Consider the following 26,423-nt stretch of genomic DNA (forward strand, 5'->3'; position numbering starts at 1 on the left):
ATGTAGACTTCTTTCTCCCGGCAGGCATTCGCCTCAGTCATTGCTGCACCATAATATATGCCTGCGCCTGTGAGGTCAGCTGCGCCCTCGGCGGGGAGCTTCCGGTAGTCGACGCCAGTGGTAATGACTACGGCCCGGGTATTAATGGTGGAGCCGTCTGCCAGGTGGATGGTTTTGTATTGCCCATCGGTGGAGATGCTGCTGACCTCCTGAGGGGATAGAAACTCCACGCCAAACCGGGTCGCCTGAGTGATGGCGCGTCGGGCAAGTTCGGAACCGCTTAGTCCTTTGGGGAAACCCAGGTAGTTCTCAATCCGGGAACTTGTGCCCGCCTGCCCGCCCGGTGCCCGCCGCTCAATGAGCAAGGTCTTCAGCCCTTCTGACCCACCGTATACGGCTGCAGCTAAACCGGATGGCCCAGCTCCGACGATGACCACATCGTAAAGGTCGGACTTCGCATTGGGATGAAGGCCTATTTTGGCGGCTATCGCTTGTACAGTTGGGTCGGCGATTGCACTGCCATCCTCAAAGAAAACCGCAGGCAGGGTTTTGGCTGGAATATCATGCAAGTTGAGCAATTCTTTTGCTTCCGGGCTGGTTTCTATGTCCAGCCATTGGTAGGGCAGCAGGTTACCTGCCAGGAAATCCTTCACCTGATGGGACTTGGGGGAGTAGTTGTAGCCGACTACGCGTATGCCCCGGAATTTTGGCTTAAAGCCAACCTGCCACTCCTCGAGCAAGTCGTTGAGGACGGGATAAAGCCGTTCCTGTGGCGGGTCCCAGGGTTTAAGAAAGTAGTAATCGAGCTGTACATCGTTGATGGCTTTGATGGCTGCGTCTGTATCGGAATAGGCAGTGAGCAGCACCCGCTTGGCTTCCGGGTATAATGGCCGGGCACGTTCCAGAAATTCCACCCCCAGCATTTCCGGCATCCGCTGATCAGAAATGAACAGGGCGACTTCTTCTCCCTTTTTCTTTAATGCGTCCAGCGCCTCCAGCCCTTCGTTAGCGCTTTCCGTGCTGATGATGCGATAGTCTTCCTTATAAGCATTGCGGAGGTCGCGTTTCAGTGAGCGCAGTACCTGCGGGTCATCATCAACGGAAAAGATTATGGGTTTGCTGTTGTTGGCCATTCGTGTAAGTTTAAGCGGTGGGGAAACAAAGGGTAAAAACGGTGCGCCCGGGTTTTGAATCCAGGGTAATCTTGCCTTTGTGGCGATCTACTATTTTTTTGACGATATCGAGCCCTATCCCGGTCCCCTCCCCCATAGGTTTGGTGGTGAAAAAAGGTTCGAAAATCCGGGTTTGGTCTTCTTCGGGGATGCCGCTGCCGTTGTCTTCGATGTCTACACAGACATACTCACGGTCAGGGTAAGTGCGGACAATCAGCCGTCCACCGGGTGGCATGGCATCAACGGCATTGACGATGAGGTTGGTCCAAATCTGGTTGAGCTCACCGGCAAAGCCCTGTACCGCAGGCGCCGACTGGCAGAAGTCTTGGACCAGTTCGATTTGCTTGCCTTTTACAGGTACATTGCGACCACAAAAATGGTTGCACCCTATGAGCCAGTCAAAAGAACTGGGCGAGAAGCCCATCGGCCCGCTGTTGCGGAAAATGGCAGTCCCGGCTTCCGTGGGTATGCTTGTGATGTCCATTTACTCGATTGTGGATACGATCTTTGTCGGGATATGGGTAGGCACACTGGGCATTGCGGCCATTACGGTGGTGATGCCTATTATGTTCCTGATTTCCAGCATGGGGATGGCGATTGGCGTTGGAGGCAGTTCGATTATCTCGCGGGCGCTGGGCGGCGATGATCATGACAAGGCGTGCAAGGTTTTTGGCAATATGGCTACCCTGACGCTATTGCTGGTGGTCGTTTTGGGGCTGGGGCTATCGTTTTTGCTCACGCCGGTGCTGGAACTTTTTGGTGCGCAGGGCGATATTATGGAACCGGCTAAATCCTATTTTACGATTGTGCTGCTTAGCGTGCCCGGTCTGGCCTTTGCCATGATGGGCAATAATGTGATGCGGGCGGAAGGAGCGCCGAATATGGCGATGTTTACGATGATGGTGCCGGCTGTGGCGAATCTGATTCTGGACCCGATTTTCATTGTATGGCTGGACTGGGGGATTGAAGGGGCAGCATGGGCCACTACCCTGTCCTACTATGCGAGTGGCGGTTTCACGCTATGGTTTTTCCTTTCGGGAAGGTCGGAGCTGACGTTGTACAGCAGCAGCATGGTACTTGAGGGCCGGTTGGTCCGGGATATTTTCAGCATTGGTATTGTCACTTTAGCCAGGCAGGGCACGATTAGCCTGCTGACCATTGTGCTCAACCGTACGCTTTTTCAGTATGGCAATGAAGTGGCGGTGGCTATGTATGGGATTATCAACCGGGTAATGATGTTTGCCAACTTCCCGGTGCTCGGAATCACACAGGGGTTTATGCCGATTGTGGGGTACAACTTCGGAGCGGGCAAGCCGGAGCGGGTGCGCAGCATTATCAATTACGCTATTCGGAGTGGCACGGTGATTTCCCTGGGATTGTTTGCGGGGATTCTGTTTTTTGCAGACTCTATCGTGTCCATTTTCACCAATGATCCGGAGCTGATCAGCCAAACGCCCCGGGCGCTCATGCTCAGCTTTCTGGCGGTACCGCTGATTACAGCGCAGTTGGTGAGTTCTGCCTACTTCCAGGCGATTGGGAAAGCCTGGCCGGCATTAATACTCACGCTAACGAAGCAGGGGTTTTTCCTCATTCCTTTTGTGCTCATTCTGCCCCGGTTTTTCGGTTTAGATGGGGTATGGTATGCCTTCCCGGTATCGGATGTGCTGGCCGTGGCGGTTACATATGGGTATTTGCGGTATGAGTTGGGGAGGAAGGCACCGTATGAAGTGGAGGCAGCTCAGGTGTCCGGTGGAGATTAGAGCAGCCCCTGATACAGATCCGACATCTGTATTTCAAAAGCTCCGACCTGAAGATCCTGGTTTGTGTCATTGAAATCGGTACTTTTCCATCGATCCGTACCAGGCATTCGCTCAAAAAGGGTCACAAAGGGGCGGTCCTGCTCCAGGTAAATTATGAACTGCAGGGAGGCGATAGATTTGTACCCCTGTAACTTTTCCCCGAAGTCACGGTTACGGCTTGATGGAGAAATCACCTCTGCTACCATCCAGGGGTTAGTATGGGCAGTCTTTCCCGGAGCATATTCATGGATGGAAGGTATTCCATGTACGACGGAGACATCAGGTGCATAAGCTTTCACTTGATGCTCCATAAACACATGCCGATTACTGCCGTACCTCCGGTATTCGGTATTCCCCTTTAAGCAAACAAAAAGTACACCAAGGAGATTAGCAACGAGTTGCTCGTGGTGGTCAGATGCTATACTCATAATAATGATTGAGCCATCTTCAAATTCGACCGGATACTCGACCTGTTGCAATACGTCGATGAAAGTAGCGTAATCAGCAGAGAACCGGTGCAATTCCGGGCCTAACTTTAGACGATCAGACAATGATAGTGGAATGGATACGGCTGTGCTCATAATCTAAAAATAACACTTTCCACTCAAAAAAACAACCGGCGCCGGAACACTACTGCCCGACGCCGATCTCACCTAATTTTTTCAACGGTGTTTACTTCGTTTTGAGGAGGCGCAGGAGGATTGGCGCCTGACCTTCCCGGCGGATCTCCAGCAGGTAGAGGCCATCGGGGTGGTTGTGCAGGTCCCACTCGGTTTGTACCGTGCCCGCCTGAAGGACACGCTGCTCCAGTGCCTGCCCTACCGGGTTGCGCAGGACAACGGTGGCCGGCGCCGGAAGTGCCTGCCCGAAGGACAAGGTAAACGGCCCGCCCGTTGGGTTGGGGAACAAGCGGGGCTCCGGCAACTGCTCCCCGGTTGCGATGTCCAGGTCCGGCATGGAAAGGTTGCCGCCGCCGGACGACAGCCAGTTGACCCGCCCGAAGGTAGCTGAGGCCTGGCCGTTGGGGTCTGTAGTAAAGACCGCCAGCCCCATTTCCACACATTGGCCCATAGGCAGGTAGACCTGATGGAAGAGCTGCCAGCTACTGCTATTCGGTGTACGGTAGAAGCCACGAATCCAGTCTCCCTGACGGACCAGGCGCAAGCGGGTGGCAAATGGAGCGAAGGAGCTGCCTGATGACTTATTGCCTCCGGTTAGGTAGCGGGTCTCCCGGCGCAGCAGGTTACCCAAATTGGAGTATATAGCTGTCACCTTACTGCCGGGGGCGCTGCTTTCACGGATCATGATGCCCGCATAGCCATTGGTGACGGCTTCGATATCCGCCTGTATGCCCCCATCGCCACAAAGCGGGCGGTGTACGTAAGCGGCTTCATCGGCATTGCCCGGGAAGAGGTTATACCCACCTGTGCTGATGTCAAACACCCCTCTTGGGGCAATGCAGGGGTTGTAGGCATAGTCGGAGCCACTGCCCGGGTCGCCTATGTCTGTGGCGGACCAGCCGGCCGGCAGGTCTGTGCCCGGTACGATCGCCACCTGAGCGGTACAGCTCGCGCTGCCGCCCACCCCATCAGTAGCGGTGAGGGTTACGGCCTGAATGCCGAGGTCATCGCAGGTAAAGTACTCCTGATCCAGGCTGAGCGTGCCAGTGCCACAAGCCTCCGAGGTGCCATCGTCTATCATGCCAGGCGTAAGGAAGAGGTTGCCACCGGGGTCCAGCTTGGCGGTGATGTTGCCGCAGCCAACGGTAGGGACGCAGTCCGGGCAGTCGGTATTTACGGGCTCGAAATAACCCGTTACCGTGGGGGAGAATGCGGTCCAAATACCATTGACCCGCGCACGTACCTTTACGCCAACGGAAGCAGCATTAGTCAAACAGTCCGTACATTCATAAACGCTACTCGTTAACACCGTATTGCTATTGAGCAAAGGCACAGATGCCCCTGTAACAGTCAATACCACGTTATACAAATCCGCCCCCTCAACAGCAGTCCACGCCAGTGGGATGGTGATGCCTTCTTCAGGGCGGCCCTCATTGGAGCAGCCGTTGTCCAGGATAGCCCCCTCTGTGAATGCGGTGATGGAAGGCGGGTCGATGAGGCATGGCCCGCACAGCAGCCCACCACAGTCCACGCCGGTCTCATCGCCATTCTGAATGCCATCGCTGCAGGTCTCGCAGGAGCCATCGTCCTGATTGGCGGCCGGGTTGTAGTTGTGGGCGGTGGGGTCGGTGCAGCCGGGGATGGGGGCTGCTTCAGTCGTGAAAGATTCCTCCGTACAGCCTTGTGCATCGCCGTTGCCGTCATAAGGTGTGATGGTCACATATATAGTCGTACTGTATGGGAAATTACCGGGATCATAAGTCGTCACATTGCCTACATCCATGCTATTGAGAATGTCGGTGCCGCCGCTTGTGGTACCTACCGTAAGCTTATAGCCAATAACACCGTCAACATTGCCCCATGAAAGATCGGTAGAGATAGAAACGTTCGAGCCCCCATTCAGCGGCATGCTCAAGCTGGCACAATCCGGAAACAAACAGCCTCCTGTACCAGAATTGCAAAAGCTTTGAAAATCACCTCCTCCAGGCAGTCCAGGGTTGTTGCTGAAATCAACTATCAAAACATCACATAATGCAGACAGCGTTAAGGGGAAACAACCAGACAATTGGTTATCTCGACAATTCAAAGAAACCAATTCTGACAGCTCTCCTAACTCTGGAGGCAATGATCCTGTCAGATTATTATCATATAGAGCTAATTGCCTCAACTCTTGAAGGCTACCAATTTCAGGGGGAATCTGTCCAGAGATGTTATTAGCTGCCAGCCATAAAAATCTAAGCTTCGTCAGGCTTCCAAGTTCAGCGGGTATACTTCCTGTAAACCCATTATTGTGAAGGCGCAAGCTTTCCAGATTTGCCAAGTTGCTCAGCTCTGGTGGGATGACACCAGTGAAATTATTATTGTAAAGACTCAATGATCTCATCTTAGTAAGGCTACCTAGTGGTCTGTCAAGGCTAAAACTAGGGGTTGCCTGCGGCGACTTTTGAGGCTACTCTTCGTTGGATAACCCCTTACGTAGCGCTGCTATGCGCGGGAACATCCGCCTTGATTAGCCTCAAAATTCGCTCCCACTCAACCCATAAATTAACACTTGACAGACCACTAGTTCAAGAGGCAGCTCCCCGTTAAAGTTACCGCCTACAGCGTAAACACTTGAAAGGTTTAGTGTTTCCAGTTCTGTTAAATTCCCTATCTCAGGTGGAATATTTCCACCTACCCAAGTGCTTGAAAGATTTAAGTTCCTTAGATTAGTCAAATTCCAGATTTCAAGTGGAATGGATCCACTTAGGCCAGTTCTCGCGAAGTTCAATGTCTCCAAAAAAGCTAACTGTCCGATTTCAGTTGGTATTTCACCTGTCAAGCTTGTATTGAAGCTAAGGTTTAGTGTTTGCAAATTAGACACAGCCATAAGCCCCACCGGTATTTCACCGGTAAGTCCATTATAATTTAAATCGATTTCCTGCACACATCCCTCGGTATCTAAAATCACCCCAAACCAACTTTCCATTGGCTGACTCAAATCCCAAGTATTAGTCCATGTAGGTCCATTTGTAGCGTTGTAAAGGGCCACTAGAGCTAGAGAGTCATTCTGTCGGCAGGAACTATTGGTTGTAGCGACTGTTTTATCGTGAATGTCAGGCTGGGGCAAAGTATTCATTCCTGCTAATGCCAAAGGTGACCCGACCAAAAAAAGTATGTAAATTGACAAAAGAGGTTTAAGCAAACTACAGCTCAGGTTTGCACGATAAGTAGCATGGGCTAATAACGAAATTGTAAAAACACTTGCCGGTACTTCTCCGTAATAATTTTGAGGAGATACCAACATAGAGCAGCTAGCAGCCGACCGCCCATTTGATTTTTCGGGTAAAGTTTGATTCATGATTATATAAAGTTTGGTTTAAACAGGCACGAACTGACTGGAGCACCACCTGCCTGTGCAAGTGTGCCATAGTCAATTCCAAAAAAGGACCGGACAATCGGGTGTGGTTGGGAGTGCTGCGGCGCAGCGGGTATCAATTGGTTTCCCCGGGATATAGCAGGGTGTAAGCGGGTATAAAAATAAGATAGCCTACAGTGCGGGCAAACAACAACCCTATATCAAGTATTGTACGAGAAATTGTGGGTGTAAGCGGGTATAAAAATAAGATAGCCTACAGTGCGGGCAAAGGGAAAAAACAGGAGTGGTCGATATTGGGTATGAGTGGTCGATGGTCAGGTTAAGTGGTCAAATTAGGAGGGGGGTTGGGAACACAGATTGGAGAGATTGCGCAGATTTCCACGGATTTCCGAGCGGGCCCTCCAGCGGGGCGGGTCTCGTTGAGCAGATCAACGGCATCAGTGTACCCATGTCGCACGTGGCGGGTTGGAACACGGATTAAACTGATTGCGCGGATTTGCACTGATTCCGGGAAGGCCCTCCAGCGGGGCGGGTCTCGTTGGGCAGATCAGTGTCATCAGTGTACCCGTGTCGTGCGTGGCATGAGGGAACACAGATTAGACTGATTGCGCGGATTTGCACGAATTTCCAAGAGCCCTCCCCAAGCATTTTACCCCCACCTCATTACCGGCGCAGCATATGCTGGATTTTGTCTATCAACTGTTTTAAGCTAGGCCTGTCCGAGATCAGCGCCCCGCTCACGTCCCGGTAAAAATCAGCACCCCGGCGGCGGGAAGCCTGAAGCTGCTCACCATTTCTCAAAATGAGGTATTTCTCACCTGAGGTGTAGCGCTGTATGTGCAGCTCGTTAACCAGGTGGCTGCGGCTGATCCGGTGAAAGCCACCTTCTCCACTTAGTAAGTGTTCGTAGTATTTCAGGTTTTGGGACGATGCTAATCGTTGCCCATCCTCCAAATGTACGATAGTGGCGGGCCCTTTGGACTCTATGTAAACCACTTTGTCCTTATGGACCATTTCCATATCGCCATGGAGCAAAGGCACCGACATCACTGACCGAAGCCGTTGCCCCCGGCGTTCCAGCAATTCCATCATGAGGCCGAGTTTTTCAATGATCGCTTGCTGATCCTGGTCCTTTCGGCATGCCCGCTCTACAGCGCTGCGCAGCTGATCGGGATTGATGGGTTTCTCGATAAAATCAAGGGCGGCATACCTCATTGCACGTTGGACATTCTCCTTGCTCCCGTGCCCGGTCACGAAAATCAGGTGAGCATTGAGCAGGCGCTGCGACTCCAGGGTGTTTAAAAGGCTAAAGGAGGTGCCCTGCTTAATCTGTATATCCAGAAAAAGCAGGTCAGGCCGGATCTCCCGGACCAGCTCCACGGCATCAGGCAGGCAGTCCGCTACCCCGGCAATTTTCATGTCCGGAAAGGATTCTCGTAAGTGGTGCTGCAGCAATTCGGCCACAGGCAAACTGTCTTCAATAATTGCGGCGGTCATAAGCTGTTGTTCTGTTGGTTTGTATCGTTAATTGTACTATTGTGCCGCCACCGGGGCGGTCGGTAATATCTAATTCAATGTGCTGCCCCATGTTGTTGAGCAAGCGGATGCGCTCGTAGACCAGGGCGGTCCCTCTCGACTTAAAACTCCCCATGGAAGAGGCTTGCAACTCAGATGCCGCCTGCCGGCCAATACCGTCATCCATGATCCGGCAATATAATGCCTGACCTTCCATTTCAAAGTGGAGCAACAGATGCCCATTATTTTTACCCAGCCGGAAACCATGCTCTATGGCGTTTTCCACAAAGGGTTGCAGCAGCATCGGCGGAAGGGATATCTCACTTACAGGTACTGCTTTGGGCAAGGCAATCTCAAAGGTGAAAAGCCCGGGGTGCAAAACCTGCATTAACTCCATGTAGTGGGTCAGGAGTTCCACTTCCTCGGTAAGGCGCATGGTATTGTCCGCCTTCACGCTACTATTTAGATCAGCAGAAAGGCTGGATTCCATAAAATGGCCCATTAATTTCGCTAACCGTTGAATTTGCTGGTCCAGGGCATCGGGGTCGCCTTGCTTTGAAAAGTGTTGCATGGCTGTCAGCGTATTGTTGATGAAGTGGGGGTTGAGCTGCGCCTGCAGGGTATGCACCTGATAAAAAGTCAGTTGCTGCTCTTTCTCCCGCAGGATTAATTGTGCCTTTTGATTTTTACGGAAATACCGGTAAATACCGATCGAAAGCAACATAAGCAGCCCACTTAGTACGAGGCCTGCCCACGCTGCCTGGTAATAGAAACCGGGCGCCTTGTAAAAAGGCTGACTCACAGAAAAGTGCAGTACATCTACCGTAGCGTGGCGGGTATCTGCAATGCGCAGGCGCACCTCAAAGGTGTAGTCGCCAGAGGTCAGATTGGCAAAGTGGGCAAAGGGCTCCTCCTGCCAGGCACTCCAATTGGTATCGCGTTCCAGCAAGCGATAACTGTATTGGTGGCGAAGGGTAGAAGCAAAACCAATGGGCTCAAACTGCAGGGTGGCTTCATTGACACCGTAGGGCAAGGCGATGAATTCATCCGATAAAAACCCAATAGGGCTTCCATTGATGCGGAATATCCGTACCTGCGCCGGGGGCTGATCAAAACTGATCGCGTCTACATCAATAAAATAGGCACCATTCCCTGCCGGCACCCAGTAACGGTTCTCGCGGTCCAGGTAACAGCTGCTTTGACCTGATTCCAGCCCAAAAAAGCCATATCTATAGTTGTAGTTTTTTATCCGGAGCTGTCCGGTGGCTTTGTAGTGCGCCCAGTCCACTACCTTGATCTCGTTTTGCTCGGCAATCAGCATCAGTCCGTTGGGCGTAAAGGTGATGTCCATGACCCGAACCTGAAAAATATCAGGCCGGAAGGCTATCAGGCTGTCTGTTGCCGCATTGTAATACATCAGCCCTTCTTTGCTACCCACCCACAGCACACTGTCTGCTGCGATACTCAAGGATATAGCCCCACGCTGAGGAGCCCGTTTTTCATATAGATCAATCTCTCCCGTTTGAATATGCACACGTGCCAGCCCGGCTGAGGAACCCCACCAGTAGTAGCCGTCGGGGCTGCGGCAGATGGAAACAACAAATTTGCGGGCATGTGCGCCGCTATCGACTTGTATGAGTTTTACAGGCTGCTCTTCTTTCTTAAGAAGGAGGCGGCCATTCGTAGCCCCGGCCAGCAGGCACTGCCCTACAGTATCGTAGTATGTACCTAAGATGTCACTGCTTTCCTTCTCCTGCAACAGGTAGTCTGCCGGCTTAATGTAATGGTCGAATACACCGTCCCGATAACGGATCACTCCCTGGCTGAACGCAAAATACAGATGCCCGTCCAGATCCTGAGAGGGGCTGAAATACATACCTTCCGTAGGAATAGCATCACCTTCATCATCGGTCAGCTCAATTGGCACTTTTTCGGCAGGTCCGCCCATCTCGAAAGCATACAATCCATAATTGAAGTTGGGCGACCAGTAGCGGTATTCCTCATCTTGTAAAATACCCCAGGGCAGCGGCAGTTCCTCATTCCCATAGTAGAAAAACCCATGAGGAAAGTACTGGAATATACCGTTTTCGGTGCCGATCCAAATATGGCCATCTCTGTCTTCCAGTAAAGCATTTACCATTACTCCTGAAAGTAAAGTTTCAGGGGCTCCATCCTTAGATATCCGTACCAATTGTTTCCAGTCCCCCAAATAAACATCCCCTGACTTGGTCATCAGTTGACGGGTTGCCCTTAGAGGCACATTCTTTAGGACCGTGTCCCTTACATCAGCGCCATAAACATTTGTCAGGCTGTCCCTCTTTTCCAAAAAACTAAGCCTTCCAGCATAATTTACCCCATAGGGCGTCCCATCAAACTGATGTGCCAAATGGAATTGCCCTTCGCTATACCGCCAGGCGTTGTGGTCTGAGAAAAAAAGTGTGCCCTCAAGGGTGGGCTGAGGCAGGAAACCAGACATGGAAACGTCTTTGATTTCTGGCTGCCCCTCGCCAACGAATTCATATTGCCCCCTTTTAAACAACAGTAGTTTGCCATCTGCATCAATGGTCAGCACACTCCCGTCATCCAGGCAGGCTACAGGTTGGTTTTCTCGCAATAGCCGGGGAAAGTATTCCCAGGTTTGCCCGTCAAAAACCAGCAGGCCCGCTCCGGAAGCGGCCCAGAGGCGCCCGGCTTTATCTTCATCAAAAGCAAAGATACTGGTGGCTGGCACCCCTTCTTCAAGGAAGTAGTTTTCAAAGGTGGCACCGTTAAATTTGCTGATGCCGCTTTTGGTACCCGCCCAAATATAGCCCTGGCTATCCTGGAACAGCCCCAGCACCTGCTGCTGCACCAAGCCATCATGCACAGTGAAGTGATTTAAGGGAAGTTTTTGCCCGGCGGCATCATACCAGGCCAGCAGCGCGGCAACTGCGAACAGGTAGTAGTTTTTCACTTGTTTGGGGTTAGTTCTGTTAGGCTAATATAGGATTTTCTCAAACAACATTGCGAGATTGGCTCGAAAAACTACCTTCGTAGTGAGGCAAAAAGAAGCCCTCACCTAAATCCTCCCATCTAACTCTATCAGTCAAGTAGAGTGCTCCACTGGAAAGCCTATGGAATGTTACGAATTGTGATCCCCGAATTATGGAGCCGCAAAGCCTTTCCCAATCCTCCACTGCTTCTTCTATCTTTGTAAAAAAACACCATGCAGGAAGGCCTCAAACGCATCGCCACCATGGTGGTGCTCCGCCACGAAGACGCGTTTTTATTGCTCGAACGGAATAAAATGCCCAATGCCGGCATGTATGTACCTGTGGGTGGGAAGGTAGAGCCCTACGAACGGCCCATTGATACCGCAGTGCGCGAGACAGCCGAAGAAACCGGTATTCAACTGACGCGGGAGCAACTGACCTACGGCGGAGTGCTCACAGAAACCTCACCGGTTCATTACAACTGGCTGTGTTTTATTTTCATCGCGGCTATCGAGTGGGTGCCGCCGCCGCCCTGTGACGAAGGCACCCTGCATTGGGTGCCGCGCAGTGGTTTGCTTGATGTCCCTACCCCTCCCACGGACTGGCAGATTTACGAATACCTGCTGAGCGGGCAGCCGTTTGCGCTTGACGCCCTGTACGATGCCCAGCTCAACCTGCTGGAAATGCGGGAGGAAATTTCCGGTAAGGTGGTCTTTCCTCAGAACCGGGATTCCAGGTAGTACGGCAGCATCTTGCGCCAGGTCGGCCAGTCGTGCGGCATATCCGGGCCCCAGACGTCAAGCTCATGGTCGATGCCCTTGGCGTGCAGGATGGCAGAAAAGCGGCGGGAGGCATCCGGGTTTTCCCAATCGCCCTGACCGGTAACGATATGAATGTGGTTGCTGCGGCGAATTTGCGTCAGCAGGCCGTGGTCCTCCATATTGGGCAGGTACTGTACCGGCGAGTTGAAATACACATCCTGATCGTGGTACCCTTTGGTATAGGTGCTCAGATCGTAATCGCCACTCATACCGATGACACCGCTGAAGAGGTCTGGCCGGCGGAAGAACAGGTTGACAGAATGCAAAGCCCCTAAAGAAGCCCCGCAGGTGATGATGGGGGTGTCTTCGCTCGTCATGCTTTTGATGAATGGCACGACTTCCTCAAAGACATACTCATTGAACTGCTGATGCCGGATCGCTTTGTGGCGGGGGGGCATGTTGGGATTGAGCCAGCTCTCCGCATTGATGCTGTTGATGGAAAACACCTTCACTTTGCCCGCGTTGATGGGCCCTGCAATGGCGTCAATCAGGTGAAAGCGCTCGTACTCCAGGTAATCGGCAGCGGCCGTTGGCAAAAGAAGCAGGGCAAAGCCGTAGTGCCCGTACACGGCTACTTCCATTTGTTTATTGAGGCGGGGGCTGTGCCAGGAATGAATGTCTCTGTTCATCGTTGGTTTTTAATTTCGCGCAAAGATAGCAGATTAGACGATAATTAAGCCCATAAAGTCTGGAGGGAGTCCCTACTTCATCAGTGCCGGCCGCTGCGTCACCTCGTGGTAGCAGATGTAGCCTTCCTTAAAGTAATGCAGGACCATACTTTTGCGGGGCTGGCTTTTATCGCGATGGGGCTCACCGCCGTGCAGCAGGTTGGCATGCCAGATCAGCACATCGCCGGCCTGCGCTTCGAAGATGCGCTTTTCCAGTCCCCACTCCTTAACCTTTTTTTCCATCATCTGCTCGTAGGCGGAGTAAGGCTGATCACCAATTTTCCAGCGGTTGCCTTCATTACCATAGGCGTCGTTGAGCAGGTAGGGCAGCTTGTGGCTGCCGGGGTAATAATGCAGGGGGCCGTTGTCTGGCGTCATGTCTTCGAGGGCAATCCATACGCCCAGCAGGCCGCCGAGTGGATAGGTCGTCATGTGGACAGAGTCAGAATGGGTCTTTTGCTCGCTGCCCTCATGCACGAAGTTGATACTTTGGAAAAGCCGGGCTTCCCCATCAATGAGGTAGTTGAGAATGGCCTGCAGGTGAGGGTGCTCCCCAATACGCCTCAGGAAATCGCTGTGGTGGATGGCAAACATCAGCTTTTTGTTGCTGTATCGAAAGCGCAGGGACTGATCGTCCAACAGGCGCTGCACCTCAGCATTGGCCAGGCCTACTTCATCGGGGCGCAGCCAGCCTTTAAGCACCGCGTAGCCTTCCTCAGGGTAGGCCAGCAAGCTTTCCTGAGTGGCAGGGTTGAGAATGGAAAACAGGGCGTCTGCCTTCAAGCCGGCAATATCCGGCTCAATGCTTTCTTTCCGGGCGTCCGGCAGATGGTCAAAATCAGCACTGCTAACGGGCTCGTAGTAGCGTTTGTCCAATCCGTACCTGGAGTACAGGGCATTGAGGTGCCCTAAGCGGGACTGCTGAAAGTAGTTGTAAAGGGCGTAAGTCCACTTGTATTGCCTTATCCATCCGATCATGCCATTCCGGTTTGGCGGCAAGATAACGGTAATCAGTGGGAATGTCTAAAAAGTCTTGCCCGGGCGTATGTAAGCTAACCCTCTGCGACAGATGTCGTCTCTGGCATTTCTACCTATAACCCGGGCAAGTACTAAAACACTAATAATGTGCCATGGAGTGAGTAATGGGACATAGCCCAGCTACCACAATGTCACACTAATGTGTAAACTGAGCTTCCTCTGTACTACCTTTCATGGCGACCGTAGAAGCATCCTGTTGTACAGTATTCTGCAGGAAGTCAAAATAGGTTGTACCTACAAAGGACTGATGCTTTACCGCAGCGAATCCGGTATTCTGTAACTCGAACTCCCGTTCCTGTAACTCACTATAACCTGCCATACCACGCGCCTTGTAGGCTTTGGACAGCTCAAACATAGACGTGTTCAGAGCATGAAAACCCGCCAAAGTGATGAACTGGAAGCGGTAACCGAGTGCAGCGAGGTCTTCGCGGAAGGTTAGCATCTGCTTTTCACTCAGATTGGCAGCCCAGTTGAAGGAAGGCGAGCAGTTGTATGCCAATAGCTTACCTGGATATTGTTCATGTATGGCCTGAGCAAATGCCCGGGCCTGCCCCAAGTCCGGATTGGAGGTTTCCATCCATAGCAAATCGGCGTAAGGTGCGTAGGATAACCCACGGCTGATGGCTTGTTCCAACCCACATCTAACCTTGAAAAAGCCTTCTGTGGTACGCACTTCACTCATCACAAAAGGCCGGTCACGCTGGTCAACATCAGAAGTGATTAAACTGGCAGCATCCGCATCTGTACGGGCAATGATTAGTGTAGGGGTACCTGCTACATCAGCTGCCAGGCGGGCAGCCACCAGTTTATTGATAGCTTCCTGCGTGGGGACCAGCACCTTCCCCCCCAGGTGACCACACTTCTTGGCTGAAGAAAGTTGGTCTTCGAAGTGAACACCTGAAGCACCTGACTCTATAAGCCCGAGCATGAGCTCGTAGGCATTAAGATTACCACCGAAGCCTGCCTCTGCATCAGCGATAACAGGCACCATATAATCTTTGCCTCCTACGCCACTAACCGATTGAATCTGGTCCCGGCGACGCAAGGCATTGTTAATACGGCGTACCACATTGGGCACTGAATTGGCTGGATAAAGGGATTGATCGGGGTACATAGTGCTGCCCAGGTTCGCATCAGCAGCGACCTGCCAGCCACTTAGGTAGATGGCTTCCAGCCCGGCTTCTACCTCCTGAATAGCCTGATTACCAGTTAATGCACCGAGCCCGGCAATCCAGTCCTGAGTATGTAACTTATGCCAAAACTTCTTCGCTCCCTCCCGGGCCAACGTATACTCCATGTCCACTGACCCCCTAAGTTTGAGGACTTTCTCTGCAGAATAAGGACGCTCAATACCCTCCCAACGGGGATTGGTGAGCCAATCGCTTTTCAATTGCTGTACGCGGATGTCATTTTTCATCGCTTGATAGTTTTGAATGCTCTTCACGATCAGGCATAGCTTGCCCGGCTGGCACAGGAGCACTGCACCAGATCGTGATTTGAAATAAATGTGATAAAATGACCGGGTGACCGTCTGGACTACCCGGATGAGATTAATCGATCAGGTTATATGCCGGCAAAGTGAGAAACGCTATGTATTGCTCTGACTTTACCAGCCGGTCGAATAAATCGATAGCTTCTGCGAAACGCCCCTGCTCGTAAGTTTCATAACCGACGTACGCTTTTATTTTTTGAAGCTCATCCTGTAAGAGCTCCCGGTAAAGTGAGTATGTAACAGGGCGCCCATCGTCAAGCTGTGCTCCCGTGTGTATCCATTGCCAGACTTGAGTACGGGAAATCTCTGCCGTTGCTGCATCCTCCATTAGATGGTATATGGCTGCTGCGCCATTCCCCCGCAGCCAGCTCTCAATATACAAGATACCAACGTTAATATTCAGCCGCAGCCCAGCTTCCGTAATTGTGCCCTTTGCCGGCCGGAGCAGGTCTGCAGCGACCACGTTCACATCTTCCCGCTTGCGGTTGATCTGATTTTTCCCAGGCATCAATTCATCAAATACGGCTTTGGCCACCGGAACAAGTCCGGGGTGTGCGACCCAGGTGCCATCATGGCCGTCCAGAGCCTCGCGCTGTTTGTCCTCGCGTACTTTATTAAGAGCTGCCTCATTTGCCGCCTCGTCTCCTTTTATAGGGATTTGGGCTGCCATTCCACCCATAGCATGTACCGCCCGTCGGTGACAGGTTTGAATCACCAGCTGGGAATAGGCTTTCATAAAATCCACCGTCATGCTCACCTGAGCACGGTCGGGGAGTATATAACCGGACAGATTACGCAACTTTTTAATATAGGAGAAGATATAATCCCAGCGCCCACAGTTTAGCCCTGCCGAGTGCTCCCGAAGTTCATAGAGTATTTCATGGAGCTCAAAGGAAGCCAGGATCGTCTCAATAAGCACTGTGGCTTTAATGGTTTTCCGGGGAATACCTACATAAGCTTGCGCAAATAAAAAAACATCATTCCATAAGCGGGCCTCAAGATGGCTTTCCAACTTCGGCAGGTAGAAATAAGGACCAGAGCCTTTTTGGATCAACGCCTGCGCATTATGAAAGAAATAAAGTCCAAAATCTACCAAGCTCCCGCTCATCGGTTCCCCATCTGCAATGATGTGTTTTTCTTTGAGGTGCCAACCCCGAGGGCGTACTAGCAAGACCGCTGTTTGCGCCTGCAGTTGATATGACTTGCCCCGCTTTTTATCCTCAAACGTAATGTCGCCCCGGATAGCATCCCGGAGATTAATCTGCCCCTGAATGGTGTTCTGCCAGTTGGGTGTATTACTATCTTCAAAATCTGCCATAAAAGTTTTAGCGCCAGAGTTAAGCGCATTGATAATCATCTTACGCTCCACTGGGCCAGTAATTTCAACCCTCCGATCAAGCAGGTCGGGCGGCAGTGGTGCCACCTGCCAGTCACTTTCACGAATATGTTGCGTATGAGAAAGAAAATCCGGTAGCTTGCCCCGATCAATAGTTTGCTGCCGCTCTTCGCGTGCCTTTAGCAGTTGCAAACGGCGATCATTAAAGTGGCGGTGCAGTGCTATGAGGAATTGCTGTGCTTCTTCTGTCAGGATTTCGGCGAAAGCCGGTTTAAAAGCACCATTAATTACCAGCCCATCGACTGTAGCGTAATTTTCAAGGGTTAATGCATCCATAAAATTCGTTTTTGTTATTCATGTACGCAATATGCGAATTATTATTCATTTAGCGGAATTTCCGCTAAAACTAATTTCGGTAAATTCCTGTGCTTGTTTTTTTGATAGCGTACATTTGCAAAGCGGTCACGCCCGCTGTACCTTTGCTGAACTATCCGAACTCTTAGATTTGAATTCGTAATTAAACCCTCAATATGATCATCAAAGAGGATATCATCAAAATGATATTTGGGTTCAAAGTCAAATATCACCGTCAACAGCTTGGCTTGTCGCTTGAAGAACTCGCCAAATCGTCCGGCTTATCCAAATCTTACGTTCACGATATTGAAAGAGGTAAAAAATACCCCAAAGTCCAGCGGATTGATGCACTGGCAAAAGCCCTAGGTGTAGATTATGACTATATGGTCTCGATGCGGGCGTCGAAAAAATTACAACCTATTGTGGACTTGCTTAGCTCAGAATTCATCAAGGAATTCCCATTGGATCAGTTTGGCATCAGCCCTGACAAATTATTCGAGCTATTCTCTAATACACCAGACAAGGTGAACGCTTTTATTAATACCATCTTCAAGGTCACCCGAAATTATCAAATGCAGCGGGAACACTTATATTTAGCAGCCTTACGCTCCTATCAAGATATGTACAACAACTACTTTTTGGAATTGGAACAAGCCGTACGAAATTTCCGTAAGGAAAATGGCCTGCCCCGCATACTAACTGGCCTGCCAAATGTTTTACGCAAGCTGCTTGAGGAGCGATATGATATAAAAGTCAACGATCAGTTAATGACTACAGTACCGGAACTGAATGGGCAGCGGTCTTTTTTCCAAGCTAAGAGTCAAACTCTTTATCTTGACGGAAAGCTCACAGACGCTCAACAAAATTTCCTTTTAGCCCGGGAGCTGGCTTTTCAGTACCTAAACCTATCTACGAGACCTTACTTTACCCGAATTGTACAAATGGACTCCTTCGAGCGTCTGCTCAGTAACTTCCGGGCATCTTATTTTGCTGTAGCTTTGCTAATGGATGAAGACAGTGTGGTAGAAGATATCCGCAAATTCGCTCAAAAAGTTAGTTGGTCACCAGATTATCTGCATCAGCTCCTCAGTAAATATAATGCCACACCTGAAACGCTTCTGCAGCGCTGGACAAACCTTTTGCCTCAACATTTCGGAATCAACGACTTATTCTTCATCCGACTAGTGGGGGCTGAAGGACTACAGCACTTTCGTATGACCAAAGAGCTACATCTCTCTCAAATACACAATCCTTATGCCAACCAACTTAACGAACACTACTGTCGCCGCTGGGTGTCTGTAAATATCATAAAACAGCTGAAGTCAGGGCTGAAGCCCACTACTTTACCTATTATAAATGCGCAGATCTCATCTTACTGGCAAACCGAAAACCGCTATCTGTGCATCTCCATTGCTAAACCGGATTTCCATATCCCTGCTCGGGGGGTCAGTGTCACAATTGGGCTGATGGTGAATAGTAGGCTTAGAGAACGTTTCCGTTTCCTCAGCAGTCCTGATCTGGAAACACGCCTGGTGCACACGACCTGTGAGCGCTGCGGGATCACAAATTGCGAAGCCCGGGCAGTAACACCTGCTTTTCTGGAAGCACAACAGCGCAAAGTGGATATCCTAAAAGCTGGGCAGCAATTACCTTAGTAATACGATATTTCACACAGCCTTATTTAATGAAATGTTCGGCCAGATAGGCTCCAATAAAGAGAAAACTCAAAAGGTGCTGCTGATATTCCTAAGCTTTAGACTTGATTCGCCACCAGAATTATCAGTTCACTTCCGCCGCTTCGCCCCTTCCATAGCAGGGAGCATGGGTGCATTCTTTTCCTGGTACGGCCCCATACTGCGGAGAATGGAATCCAGCAGGCCGATCGCCTGAGTGATATAGGCGCCTTTGTTGAGCATGACGCATTCTGCCCGCTGTGCCATTACGGCATCCGTTATTTCAGCCCGGCTGGGGATGCCTTTCTTGGCGAGGTTTTCCAGTACCTGTGTAGCCCAAATGTCTGGCAGGTGGGCCGCCTGGCAGAGCGACATAATCTCTTCCTGTACCCGGCCGATTTGGTCCCAGCCGGCCTCGATGGCCAGGTCTCCCCGGGCAATCATCACCCCGATGGGGTAAACGGCCATGCCTTCTAACAAGATGTCAACGAGGTTGTCAAAGCCGGCCTGGGTTTCGATTTTCAGGATGACACCAATGCGGTTGGCTGCACCGAGTTGGCTGAGCTCGTCAATCAAATCGCGCACGTCTTGGGGGCTGTTGACAAAAGATAAGTTGACCACATCTGCGTGTTCGGCTACGAAGGGCAGGTCTTTGCGGTCTTTTGTGGTCAGGCCACGGATGCTTAAATTGCTGTCGGGAAAATTGATGCCCTTATCGGCCCGGAGTTTGCCGCCGCCTTCTTTGGTGTGGAGGATTTCGACGTACAATTCTCCGTCTTTTACTTTGCGGATAACGCCTTCGATCTGTCCATCGTCGAAAAGTATAGGTTCACCAACTTTCACCTGCTCGAAAACCTCCTCAGAAGTACAGGAGATGTGGGCGACATCTATGAGCTGCCCATTGTCATCGTATTTGGCAGACTCCCCCAACTCGTTGGAACGGTGAATGCGCAGGATGTCGCCCGTGGTCAGCAAAATGGGGGCTTCCAATGGCGGCAGCACACCTACGGTCAGCGGACGTGATTTAAGTTTCTTATCGGTAAAGAGCTGACTGCCCTCCCCCAGATAAACGGTACGGTAGGCTTCGGCAAGACAGCCGTCATCGAGGACCTTCGTAACCCTAAACTGACGCTTCTTATGGCGGGTATCCCGGCAGTACAGTTTGTCGCCAGGTTTCATTTTCTTGAGCTCTACGGAAGACAGCGGCAGGTGCGGATAAGGCTTGGTGGGGTGCGGAGCCGGGGCGATCCATACTTCCACCGGTTGCTTGACCCGGCCAAGGCTATCCTTAGGGGTTTTAAAGCGGCGCACCTTAAGGCCGGGTTGCAATTCACCGGTGCGGATTTTGGGGCCTGCGAGGTCCATAGCAACCTGACAGTGGACGCCAAGCGCGCGGGAGGCCGTGCGTACATTCGCAATCATCTTCTTCCAGGCTTCGGGCCCGTCGTGGGCGCAGTTGATCCGGGCACAGTTCATGCCTTTCTGTACCATCTCAAAGACCAGCTCCGGCTGTTCGGCAGCCTCACCGGGTAAGGTTACCATAATGCGGGTACGCCGCCCTTCGGTGCGGTAGCCCAAAAGCTTCCGGGTATGGGTACGCACAATTTCCTGCGCCTTGGTGATCGTGAGATTGACACGTTCCTTTTCCACGAATTCGCCCAGGAGCAATGCACGGAGTATGGTGGCGGTTACCGAGAGGCTGGCCATGGTGTGCCCTTCGGCTTTAGCCAGACGGGAAAGCCCCATGCGTCCAAGTTGCTTTTGCAGCTCCCGGATATCAAAACTCCGCAAGGTGCGGTAATGAATCAGGTTTTTGGCGGAAGCCAGCAGGTTAGGGTGGATGCGGCTCAGCACCTCAGCGTACTCCAGCTCTTTGGATTGGGCAGCCCGCTCGATGGTTTCCACCTGCTCTAGCATGGATTGGATATTAGGTTGATCTTGAAGCATGAGGATGGATTTATTGCTGACGCTGTTTTTCTAATTCCTGAGCGGCCCATTTTGCTGTTTGGTCAAACCACTGGTCCAATCGTGGGTGCTCCCCTTTAATAATCGCAGCAATTTGCTCCGAGTTCTTTAGGTAAGCCTCTTTTTTGTCTAAAGACCAGTCGAGCGGATAAGAAAAAATATCTTCGATGTTGGAAGCTTTATCCGCAAGGCGGATGACCCGGGCGCCACGGCTCAGCTGAGCAGCGGTTTCCAGCTGCCGTTGTTTACGTACCTCATAGGACAAGCTCATGTCATCGGTGAGCTCAAGGACGATGGCAGCAACTTCATGGCCAAAACGTTCGGCCAGTTCCTCCCCCGTCACGTCGGTATCTTCCACGATATCATGAAGCACCGCGGCAAGCAGCAGCGTATCTTCTGTAAACCCACAGCGGTTCACCAACCCATTAGTCACTTTAATCAGGTGGTTAATGTAAGGCAGGCGGCTATAGCCTCCGCGGCGGTCGTACTGATGTTTTATGGCGGCAAATTGCAAGGCCTCTAAAAGTTCCGGAAGCGCAAGTGCGAACATACTTATTGCTTTTGACTGGTTAAGATAGCAGGATTATCCGGGAATAGAGAAGATCAGAATTAAACCGCAGGCATGACTTATGTCACTACAAAATCAAGTTTTAATAAGACCGGCATGACCTTATTTTATTTTAAAAAACAACCCTAAGCCAAATCTGATCCCGAAAGACCGAATTGACATCCTTTAACAAAAGGCGGGCTTCCTTACCAAATCATCATTTTGAAATCGTATTTACTTCAACTTTTTCAATGGCTATCCCGTTCTATTAATGGCTTTATATTAGGAATACACTATTCCCTTTCCGTATCTTCGGAAGCTGACAGTCGAGAACCCCTTAAGAAAACCAACTAGTAAAACAGACTGTACCCTACCAAGCCAACCAAACCAAAACGTAGCCAGGGAAGAGCTAAATCCATTGGCTCCGGTTACAAACTTACCTGGCTTTCCGAATTTACAAGACCCGGCTGAGGTGGCCACACATTTCAGCTCTATTTTCTGACGCTTACAATTGATCGTATGAGTGAACCTCAGCAAAAAGGGCTATATGTCCCGGAACTCGAAAAAGATTCTTGCGGTACCGGATTGATCGCCAACCTGAATGGGATTAAATCACATAAAGTCATCGAAGATGCCCTGACCATGCTCACCAATATGGAGCACCGGGGCGCCTGTGGCTGCGAGCCGAATACAGGCGATGGTGCGGGCATTCTGATTCAGACGCCACACGCATTTTTCGCCAAGAAATGTAAGGAGCAGGGATTTGAACTGCCCGAATTTGGCAAATATGGCGTGGGCGTGGTCTTCTTTCCGGCCGACCGCAACCTGCGCAGACAGTGCCGGGTCCTTTTTGATGACTATATCGATGAGCTGGGCTTTGACCTGCTTGGATATCGTAAAATACCTACCGACCACGAGGAACTGGGCGAGTCAGCGGTCTCGGTGGAGCCTCGCATGGAGCAGGTTTTTGTGGCACCCAAAACCCCTATGGAGCGCAAAGCCCTGGAGCGCAGGCTTTATGTACTGCGTAAGTTCTCCACCCATACCATTCACAATACTTACCCACAGTCTAAAGATCAGTTTTACCTGGCTTCTTTTTCTTACAAGACGGTGGTTTACAAAGGACAGCTGACCACTTATCAGCTCCGACCTTATTTCCCTGATTTGCACGATGAATTGTGTGAATCTGCTATTGCACTCATCCACAGCCGTTTTTCCACCAATACAGTCCCCAAGTGGAAGTTGGCGCAACCTTTCCGGTACATCGCGCACAACGGAGAGATTAACACCATCATGGGCAACCTCAACTGGTGGGCCTCTAAGGAAGGGCTGCTCAAATCCACCCTGTTCACAGAGGAAGAACTGGAAAAGCTAAAGCCTATTTGCGGAGAGAGCCTTTCCGATTCTGCCAACTTTGACAACGTACTGGAGTTTTTGGTCCTGGGCGGTATGTCGCTGCCCCATGCGCTGATGCTGATGATCCCTGAAGCCTGGCAGCACGACGAGCAAATGGAGGACTACAAGCGGGCCTTTTACGAATACAACCGGACCATCATGGAGCCCTGGGATGGCCCGGCTTCCATCTGCTTTACCGATGGGATTCTGCTGGGTGCCACACTCGACCGGAACGGGCTGCGCCCTTCGCGCTATTGCCTGACCGAAGATAATGTGCTTATTGTAGCCTCTGAAGCAGGGGCGCTGCCGGTAGATCAGAGCAAGGTGGTGACCAAGGGCCGGCTTCAGCCTGGCAAAATCCTCATTGCGGACCTGGACGAGCACCGTGTTATTGGGGATACGGAGTTAAAAGATGTGATTTGCCAGCGCCTGCCCTATCGGGAATGGCTGGACCAAAACCGGGTGAGCCTTAAAGACCTCCCGGTTCAACAGCCTGCCAAAGTGGAATTTGACCAGAATACGCTGCTGCGCAATCAGCAGATGCATGGATTTACGAAGGAAGACCTCAAGGTGGTCATCGGGCCGATGATTAAGGCAGGCAAAGACCCACTGGGCTCAATGGGCGCTGATACGCCCCTTGCTGTTTTGTCTAAGCAGTCGCAACACCTGGCCAATTACTTCAAGCAACTCTTTGCACAAGTGACCAACCCGCCGATTGATCCCATCCGCGAGCGCTCGGTCATGTCACTGTATGCGATGCTGGGCGGCAGCAGCAATATTCTGGATATTAATGCAGACCGGGCTAAGTTCATCCACCTTGATTCCCCTCTGCTGACCAATGAAGACCTGAGCAAAGTCAAATACATCAACCACCCTGACTTCAAGTCTGGCGTAATTGACATCGTATTTAAAGCTGGTAAGCAGGAAGGCCTCCTTCAGGCTGCTATCGACCATGTATGCGGGGTAGCCGAAGACCTGGTCCGCAACGGCTCCAATATCCTGATCCTGTCTGACCGGAATGCGGGCCCTTATCAGGCTCCAATCCCGTCCCTCCTGGCTGTAGGTGCTGTGCACCATCATCTGATTCAGAAAGGGCTGCGCAGCCTCACTTCCATTGTAGTGGAAGCCGGAGACGTTCGTGAGGCGCATCACTACGCCACGCTCATTGGGTACGGGGCCAGTGCGATCAATCCATATATGGCCTATGCCTCTATTGCTCAGCTGTATGGCAAAGGGGTATTTGAGGACGGCAAGACGCTGGACGAGGTTATCAATACCTATAATAAGGCTATTGGTAAAGGATTGCTAAAAATCATGTCTAAGATTGGCATTTCCACCCTCCAATCTTATCAGGGAGCACAAATCTTCGAGGTCCTTGGACTAAATAAAGAAGTAGTCGAGAAATGCTTCCGGGGTTCAATTTCCCGGATTCAGGGCATAGGCTTCGATGGTATTGCGGAAGAAGCCATGGTCAGGCACCGTATGGCATTTCCGGAAAACGGTGGTCAAAACCCAAGATTGGAAGTGGGTGGGGTATACCAATGGAAGCGCCGTGGAGAAGCACACCTGTTTAGTCCTCAGGCTATTCATCTGCTGCAGTTTGCTACCCGTACCGGGGACTATAAAACGTATAAAAAATACGCCAGGCTCATAGATGACCAAGCGGAGCAGGCGTTGACCTTGCGGGGCCTGCTCACTTTCCGCCGGGGGGAGAAAGTCCCACTTAAAGAAGTGGAGCCCGCGGAATCCATCATGACCCGCTTTGCAACGGGCGCGATGTCCTTTGGTTCTATTTCCCATGAAGCCCACGCTACGCTGGCCGTTGCAATGAATCGGATTGGCGCTAAGAGCAATAGTGGGGAAGGCGGGGAAGACGAGGTCCGTTTTGAGCGTAAAGAAAATGGCGACTGGGAACGTTCCGCCATCAAGCAGGTGGCCTCGGGCCGGTTTGGCGTGACGAGCCACTACCTGACCAACGCCGATGAGCTACAGATTAAGATGGCTCAGGGGGCTAAGCCAGGAGAAGGCGGACAGTTGCCCGGACATAAGGTGGACGACTGGATTGGACGCGTACGGCATTCCACGCCGGGCGTGGGATTAATCTCGCCACCACCACACCACGATATCTATTCGATTGAGGATTTGGCACAGCTCATTTTTGACCTGAAGAATGCCAACCGAAAGGCCCGGATCAATGTAAAACTGGTTTCCAAAGCCGGGGTTGGGATCATTGCCTCCGGAGTGGCTAAAGCCCATGCAGATGCCATCCTCATTTCCGGCCACGATGGCGGCACCGGTGCCTCTCCGCTGACGTCCATACGGCACGCCGGCCTGCCCTGGGAGCTGGGGCTGGCGGAAACGCATCAGACTCTCGTAAAGAACAAGCTACGCGACCGGGTGACCCTTCAGACGGACGGGCAGATGCGGACCGGCCGCGACCTCGCCATTGCCACCCTTTTGGGTGCGGAAGAATGGGGCGTAGCCACCGCAGCCCTTGTGGTCGAAGGTTGTATCATGATGCGCAAATGCCACATGAACACCTGCCCCGTAGGCATTGCCACACAGGACCCGGAGCTCCGGAAACGCTTTACCGGTAAGCCGGAACACGTGATTAACTTCTTCCGCTTCCTCGCTGAAGACCTGCGGGAAATTATGGCGAGCCTGGGCTTCCGCACGCTCGACGAGATGGTCGGCAAGGTGGAAATGCTAAAGGCGAAGAATAAACCCACCTACTGGAAATACCGTGGGCTGGACCTCAGCCCGATTCTCTATAAAGAACCGGCAGATGAAAACGTTGGTCAGCACAAAGCTGTAGAGCAGGATCACGGTATTGCTCATGTACTGGACCGGCGGTTGATGGCCACCGCACAGGCTGCCATCAATCAGGGCAACCGGGTGGAAGCCAGCTTTGATATACGCAATACCGACCGGGCCACCGGGACTATGCTTTCCAACGAGATCAGTAAGCGCCACGGCGGCAAAGGCCTGCCGGAGGGTACCATACAGTTCCACTTCCGGGGCTCAGCCGGGCAAAGCTTTGCAGCATTCGGAGCACCGGGGCTGAGTTTCCGCCTGGAGGGCGAAGCGAATGACTACTTTGGGAAAGGCCTTTCCGGGGCGCAGCTGATTGCCGTGCCCGACCGGGATGCGAAATTCACAGCAAGTGACAACATCATCATCGGCAACGTAGCTTTCTACGGCGCTACGTCCGGAGAAGCCTATATAAATGGTATGGCGGGCGAGCGGTTTGCGGTACGCAACTCCGGCGTAAAAACTGTAGTGGAAGGCATCGGTGACCACGGGTGCGAGTATATGACCGGGGGCATTGTAGTCGTGCTGGGCGATACCGGCAAAAACTTCGCAGCCGGTATGAGCGGAGGTATCGCCTATATCTATAATCCGGATGGCCACTTCGAACAGCGTGTAAACCGAGGCATGATTGATCTCGATCCTATGGAGGCAGAGGACGTCTCCCGCCTGCATGCCCTGATTACCAAACACCATAAGCTGACGGGCAGTACCCGGGCAGCCACCCTACTGGCAGACTGGGAATTGGCACAGCAACAGTTCACTAAGGTCATGCCACGAGATTACAAACGGGTACTCGAAGCCCGGAAAGCCGCTGCTGAAGCCGCTGCGAACACAACGGCAGTAGCAGACAAAAAGGCAGTGTAAGTTGATTTTTGAGTTGAAAAAGC

At 51.7% G+C, this 26,423-nt stretch carries 17 protein-coding genes and 1 pseudogene (1 of these 18 only partly in view); 4 read left to right on the top strand and 14 right to left on the bottom strand.

The features are described 5' to 3' along the window. Both IX84_RS00340 and IX84_RS00345 read right to left on the bottom strand, forming a co-directional pair. Positions 1 to 1,133, bottom strand: the 5' portion of a protein-coding gene (locus IX84_RS00340) for an FAD-dependent oxidoreductase (RefSeq protein ID WP_044215580.1). 538 nt of this gene lie to the left of the window's left edge; 1,133 of the gene's 1,671 nt are visible here — the first part of the coding sequence; it begins with the start codon at positions 1,131 to 1,133; its stop codon lies beyond the left edge, outside the window. Positions 1,134 to 1,143: 10 nt separating this feature from the next. Continuing rightward, entirely contained in the window at positions 1,144 to 1,596 is a 453-nt protein-coding gene (locus tag IX84_RS00345; RefSeq protein WP_044215582.1) for a sensor histidine kinase, read from the bottom strand. Here IX84_RS00345 and IX84_RS00350 point away from each other — a divergent pair. Continuing rightward, positions 1,562 to 2,932: an MATE family efflux transporter gene (locus IX84_RS00350; RefSeq protein ID WP_044215584.1), complete on the top strand. Its 1,371-nt coding sequence runs from the start codon at positions 1,562 to 1,564 to the stop codon at positions 2,930 to 2,932. The genes IX84_RS00345 and IX84_RS00350 overlap by 35 nt on opposite strands. On the opposite strand, the gene IX84_RS00355 is transcribed toward IX84_RS00350, so the two are convergent. The 6 genes and pseudogenes from IX84_RS00355 to IX84_RS00380 form a co-directional block, all read right to left on the bottom strand. After that, positions 2,929 to 3,552, bottom strand: coding sequence for a Uma2 family endonuclease (locus IX84_RS00355; protein ID WP_081968546.1), 624 nt, complete (start codon positions 3,550 to 3,552; stop codon positions 2,929 to 2,931). The genes IX84_RS00350 and IX84_RS00355 overlap by 4 nt on opposite strands. A 91-nt stretch (positions 3,553 to 3,643) precedes the next feature. After that, entirely contained in the window at positions 3,644 to 5,500 is a 1,857-nt protein-coding gene (locus IX84_RS00360; RefSeq protein WP_152604867.1) for a hypothetical protein, read from the bottom strand. A 174-nt stretch (positions 5,501 to 5,674) separates the two neighbouring features. Beyond that, a pseudogene (locus IX84_RS34770) lies at positions 5,675 to 5,974 on the bottom strand (leucine-rich repeat domain-containing protein); the annotation flags it as partial. Positions 5,975 to 6,106: 132 nt separating this feature from the next. Next, positions 6,107 to 6,931 (bottom strand): leucine-rich repeat domain-containing protein, encoded by an 825-nt coding sequence (locus IX84_RS00370; protein WP_152604868.1) that lies wholly within the window; start codon positions 6,929 to 6,931, stop codon positions 6,107 to 6,109. A 681-nt stretch (positions 6,932 to 7,612) separates the two neighbouring features. Further along, positions 7,613 to 8,446: a LytR/AlgR family response regulator transcription factor gene (locus tag IX84_RS00375; RefSeq protein WP_044215591.1), complete on the bottom strand. Its 834-nt coding sequence runs from the start codon at positions 8,444 to 8,446 to the stop codon at positions 7,613 to 7,615. Beyond that, positions 8,427 to 11,417, bottom strand: coding sequence for a sensor histidine kinase (locus tag IX84_RS00380; protein ID WP_044215593.1), 2,991 nt, complete (start codon positions 11,415 to 11,417; stop codon positions 8,427 to 8,429). Before IX84_RS00380 ends, IX84_RS00375 begins: the two co-directional genes overlap by 20 nt. Before the next feature lie 252 nt (positions 11,418 to 11,669). On the opposite strand from IX84_RS00380, the gene IX84_RS00385 reads away from it, so the two are divergent. Further along, positions 11,670 to 12,176: an NUDIX hydrolase gene (locus IX84_RS00385; RefSeq protein ID WP_044215595.1), complete on the top strand. Its 507-nt coding sequence runs from the start codon at positions 11,670 to 11,672 to the stop codon at positions 12,174 to 12,176. On the opposite strand, the gene IX84_RS00390 is transcribed toward IX84_RS00385, so the two are convergent. The 4 genes from IX84_RS00390 to aceB all read right to left on the bottom strand — a co-directional run bounded on the left by IX84_RS00390 (position 12,155) and on the right by aceB (position 17,127). After that, the gene (locus IX84_RS00390) at positions 12,155 to 12,886 is read right to left on the bottom strand and encodes an esterase family protein (protein WP_044215597.1); all 732 of its coding nucleotides are present in this window, start codon (positions 12,884 to 12,886) and stop codon (positions 12,155 to 12,157) included. The genes IX84_RS00385 and IX84_RS00390 overlap by 22 nt on opposite strands. Before the next feature lie 72 nt (positions 12,887 to 12,958). Next, positions 12,959 to 13,903 carry a phytanoyl-CoA dioxygenase family protein gene (locus IX84_RS00395; protein ID WP_044215599.1) on the bottom strand — a complete coding sequence of 315 codons (945 nt, stop codon included), beginning with the start codon at positions 13,901 to 13,903 and terminating at the stop codon, positions 12,959 to 12,961. Between the two features lie 196 nt (positions 13,904 to 14,099). Further along, positions 14,100 to 15,380, bottom strand: coding sequence for an isocitrate lyase (gene aceA / locus IX84_RS00400; protein ID WP_044215600.1), 1,281 nt, complete (start codon positions 15,378 to 15,380; stop codon positions 14,100 to 14,102). 133 nt (positions 15,381 to 15,513) lie between these two features. Next, complete coding sequence (gene aceB, locus IX84_RS00405) at positions 15,514 to 17,127, bottom strand: malate synthase A (protein ID WP_081968547.1); 1,614 nt, start codon at positions 17,125 to 17,127, stop codon at positions 15,514 to 15,516. A 194-nt stretch (positions 17,128 to 17,321) separates the two neighbouring features. Between aceB and IX84_RS00410 the strand changes: the two genes are divergently transcribed. Further along, complete coding sequence (locus tag IX84_RS00410; protein ID WP_044215602.1) at positions 17,322 to 18,800, top strand: XRE family transcriptional regulator; 1,479 nt, start codon at positions 17,322 to 17,324, stop codon at positions 18,798 to 18,800. A gap of 129 nt (positions 18,801 to 18,929) precedes the next feature. Here the strand turns inward: IX84_RS00410 and IX84_RS00415 are convergent, their stop codons facing one another. Beyond that, positions 18,930 to 20,765: a pyruvate kinase gene (locus tag IX84_RS00415; protein ID WP_044215603.1), complete on the bottom strand. Its 1,836-nt coding sequence runs from the start codon at positions 20,763 to 20,765 to the stop codon at positions 18,930 to 18,932. Between the two features lie 10 nt (positions 20,766 to 20,775). Next, the gene (locus IX84_RS00420) at positions 20,776 to 21,333 is read right to left on the bottom strand and encodes an HD domain-containing protein (protein ID WP_044215605.1); all 558 of its coding nucleotides are present in this window, start codon (positions 21,331 to 21,333) and stop codon (positions 20,776 to 20,778) included. Positions 21,334 to 21,849: 516 nt separating this feature from the next. Between IX84_RS00420 and gltB the strand changes: the two genes are divergently transcribed. Beyond that, the gene (gene gltB / locus IX84_RS00425; RefSeq protein WP_044215606.1) at positions 21,850 to 26,400 is read left to right on the top strand and encodes a glutamate synthase large subunit; all 4,551 of its coding nucleotides are present in this window, start codon (positions 21,850 to 21,852) and stop codon (positions 26,398 to 26,400) included. Positions 26,401 to 26,423: the final 23 nt, after the last annotated feature.

The sequence above is a fragment of the Phaeodactylibacter xiamenensis genome (assembly GCF_000759025.1).
In the GTDB taxonomy this organism is placed as follows: Bacteria; Bacteroidota; Bacteroidia; order Chitinophagales; family Saprospiraceae; genus Phaeodactylibacter; species Phaeodactylibacter xiamenensis.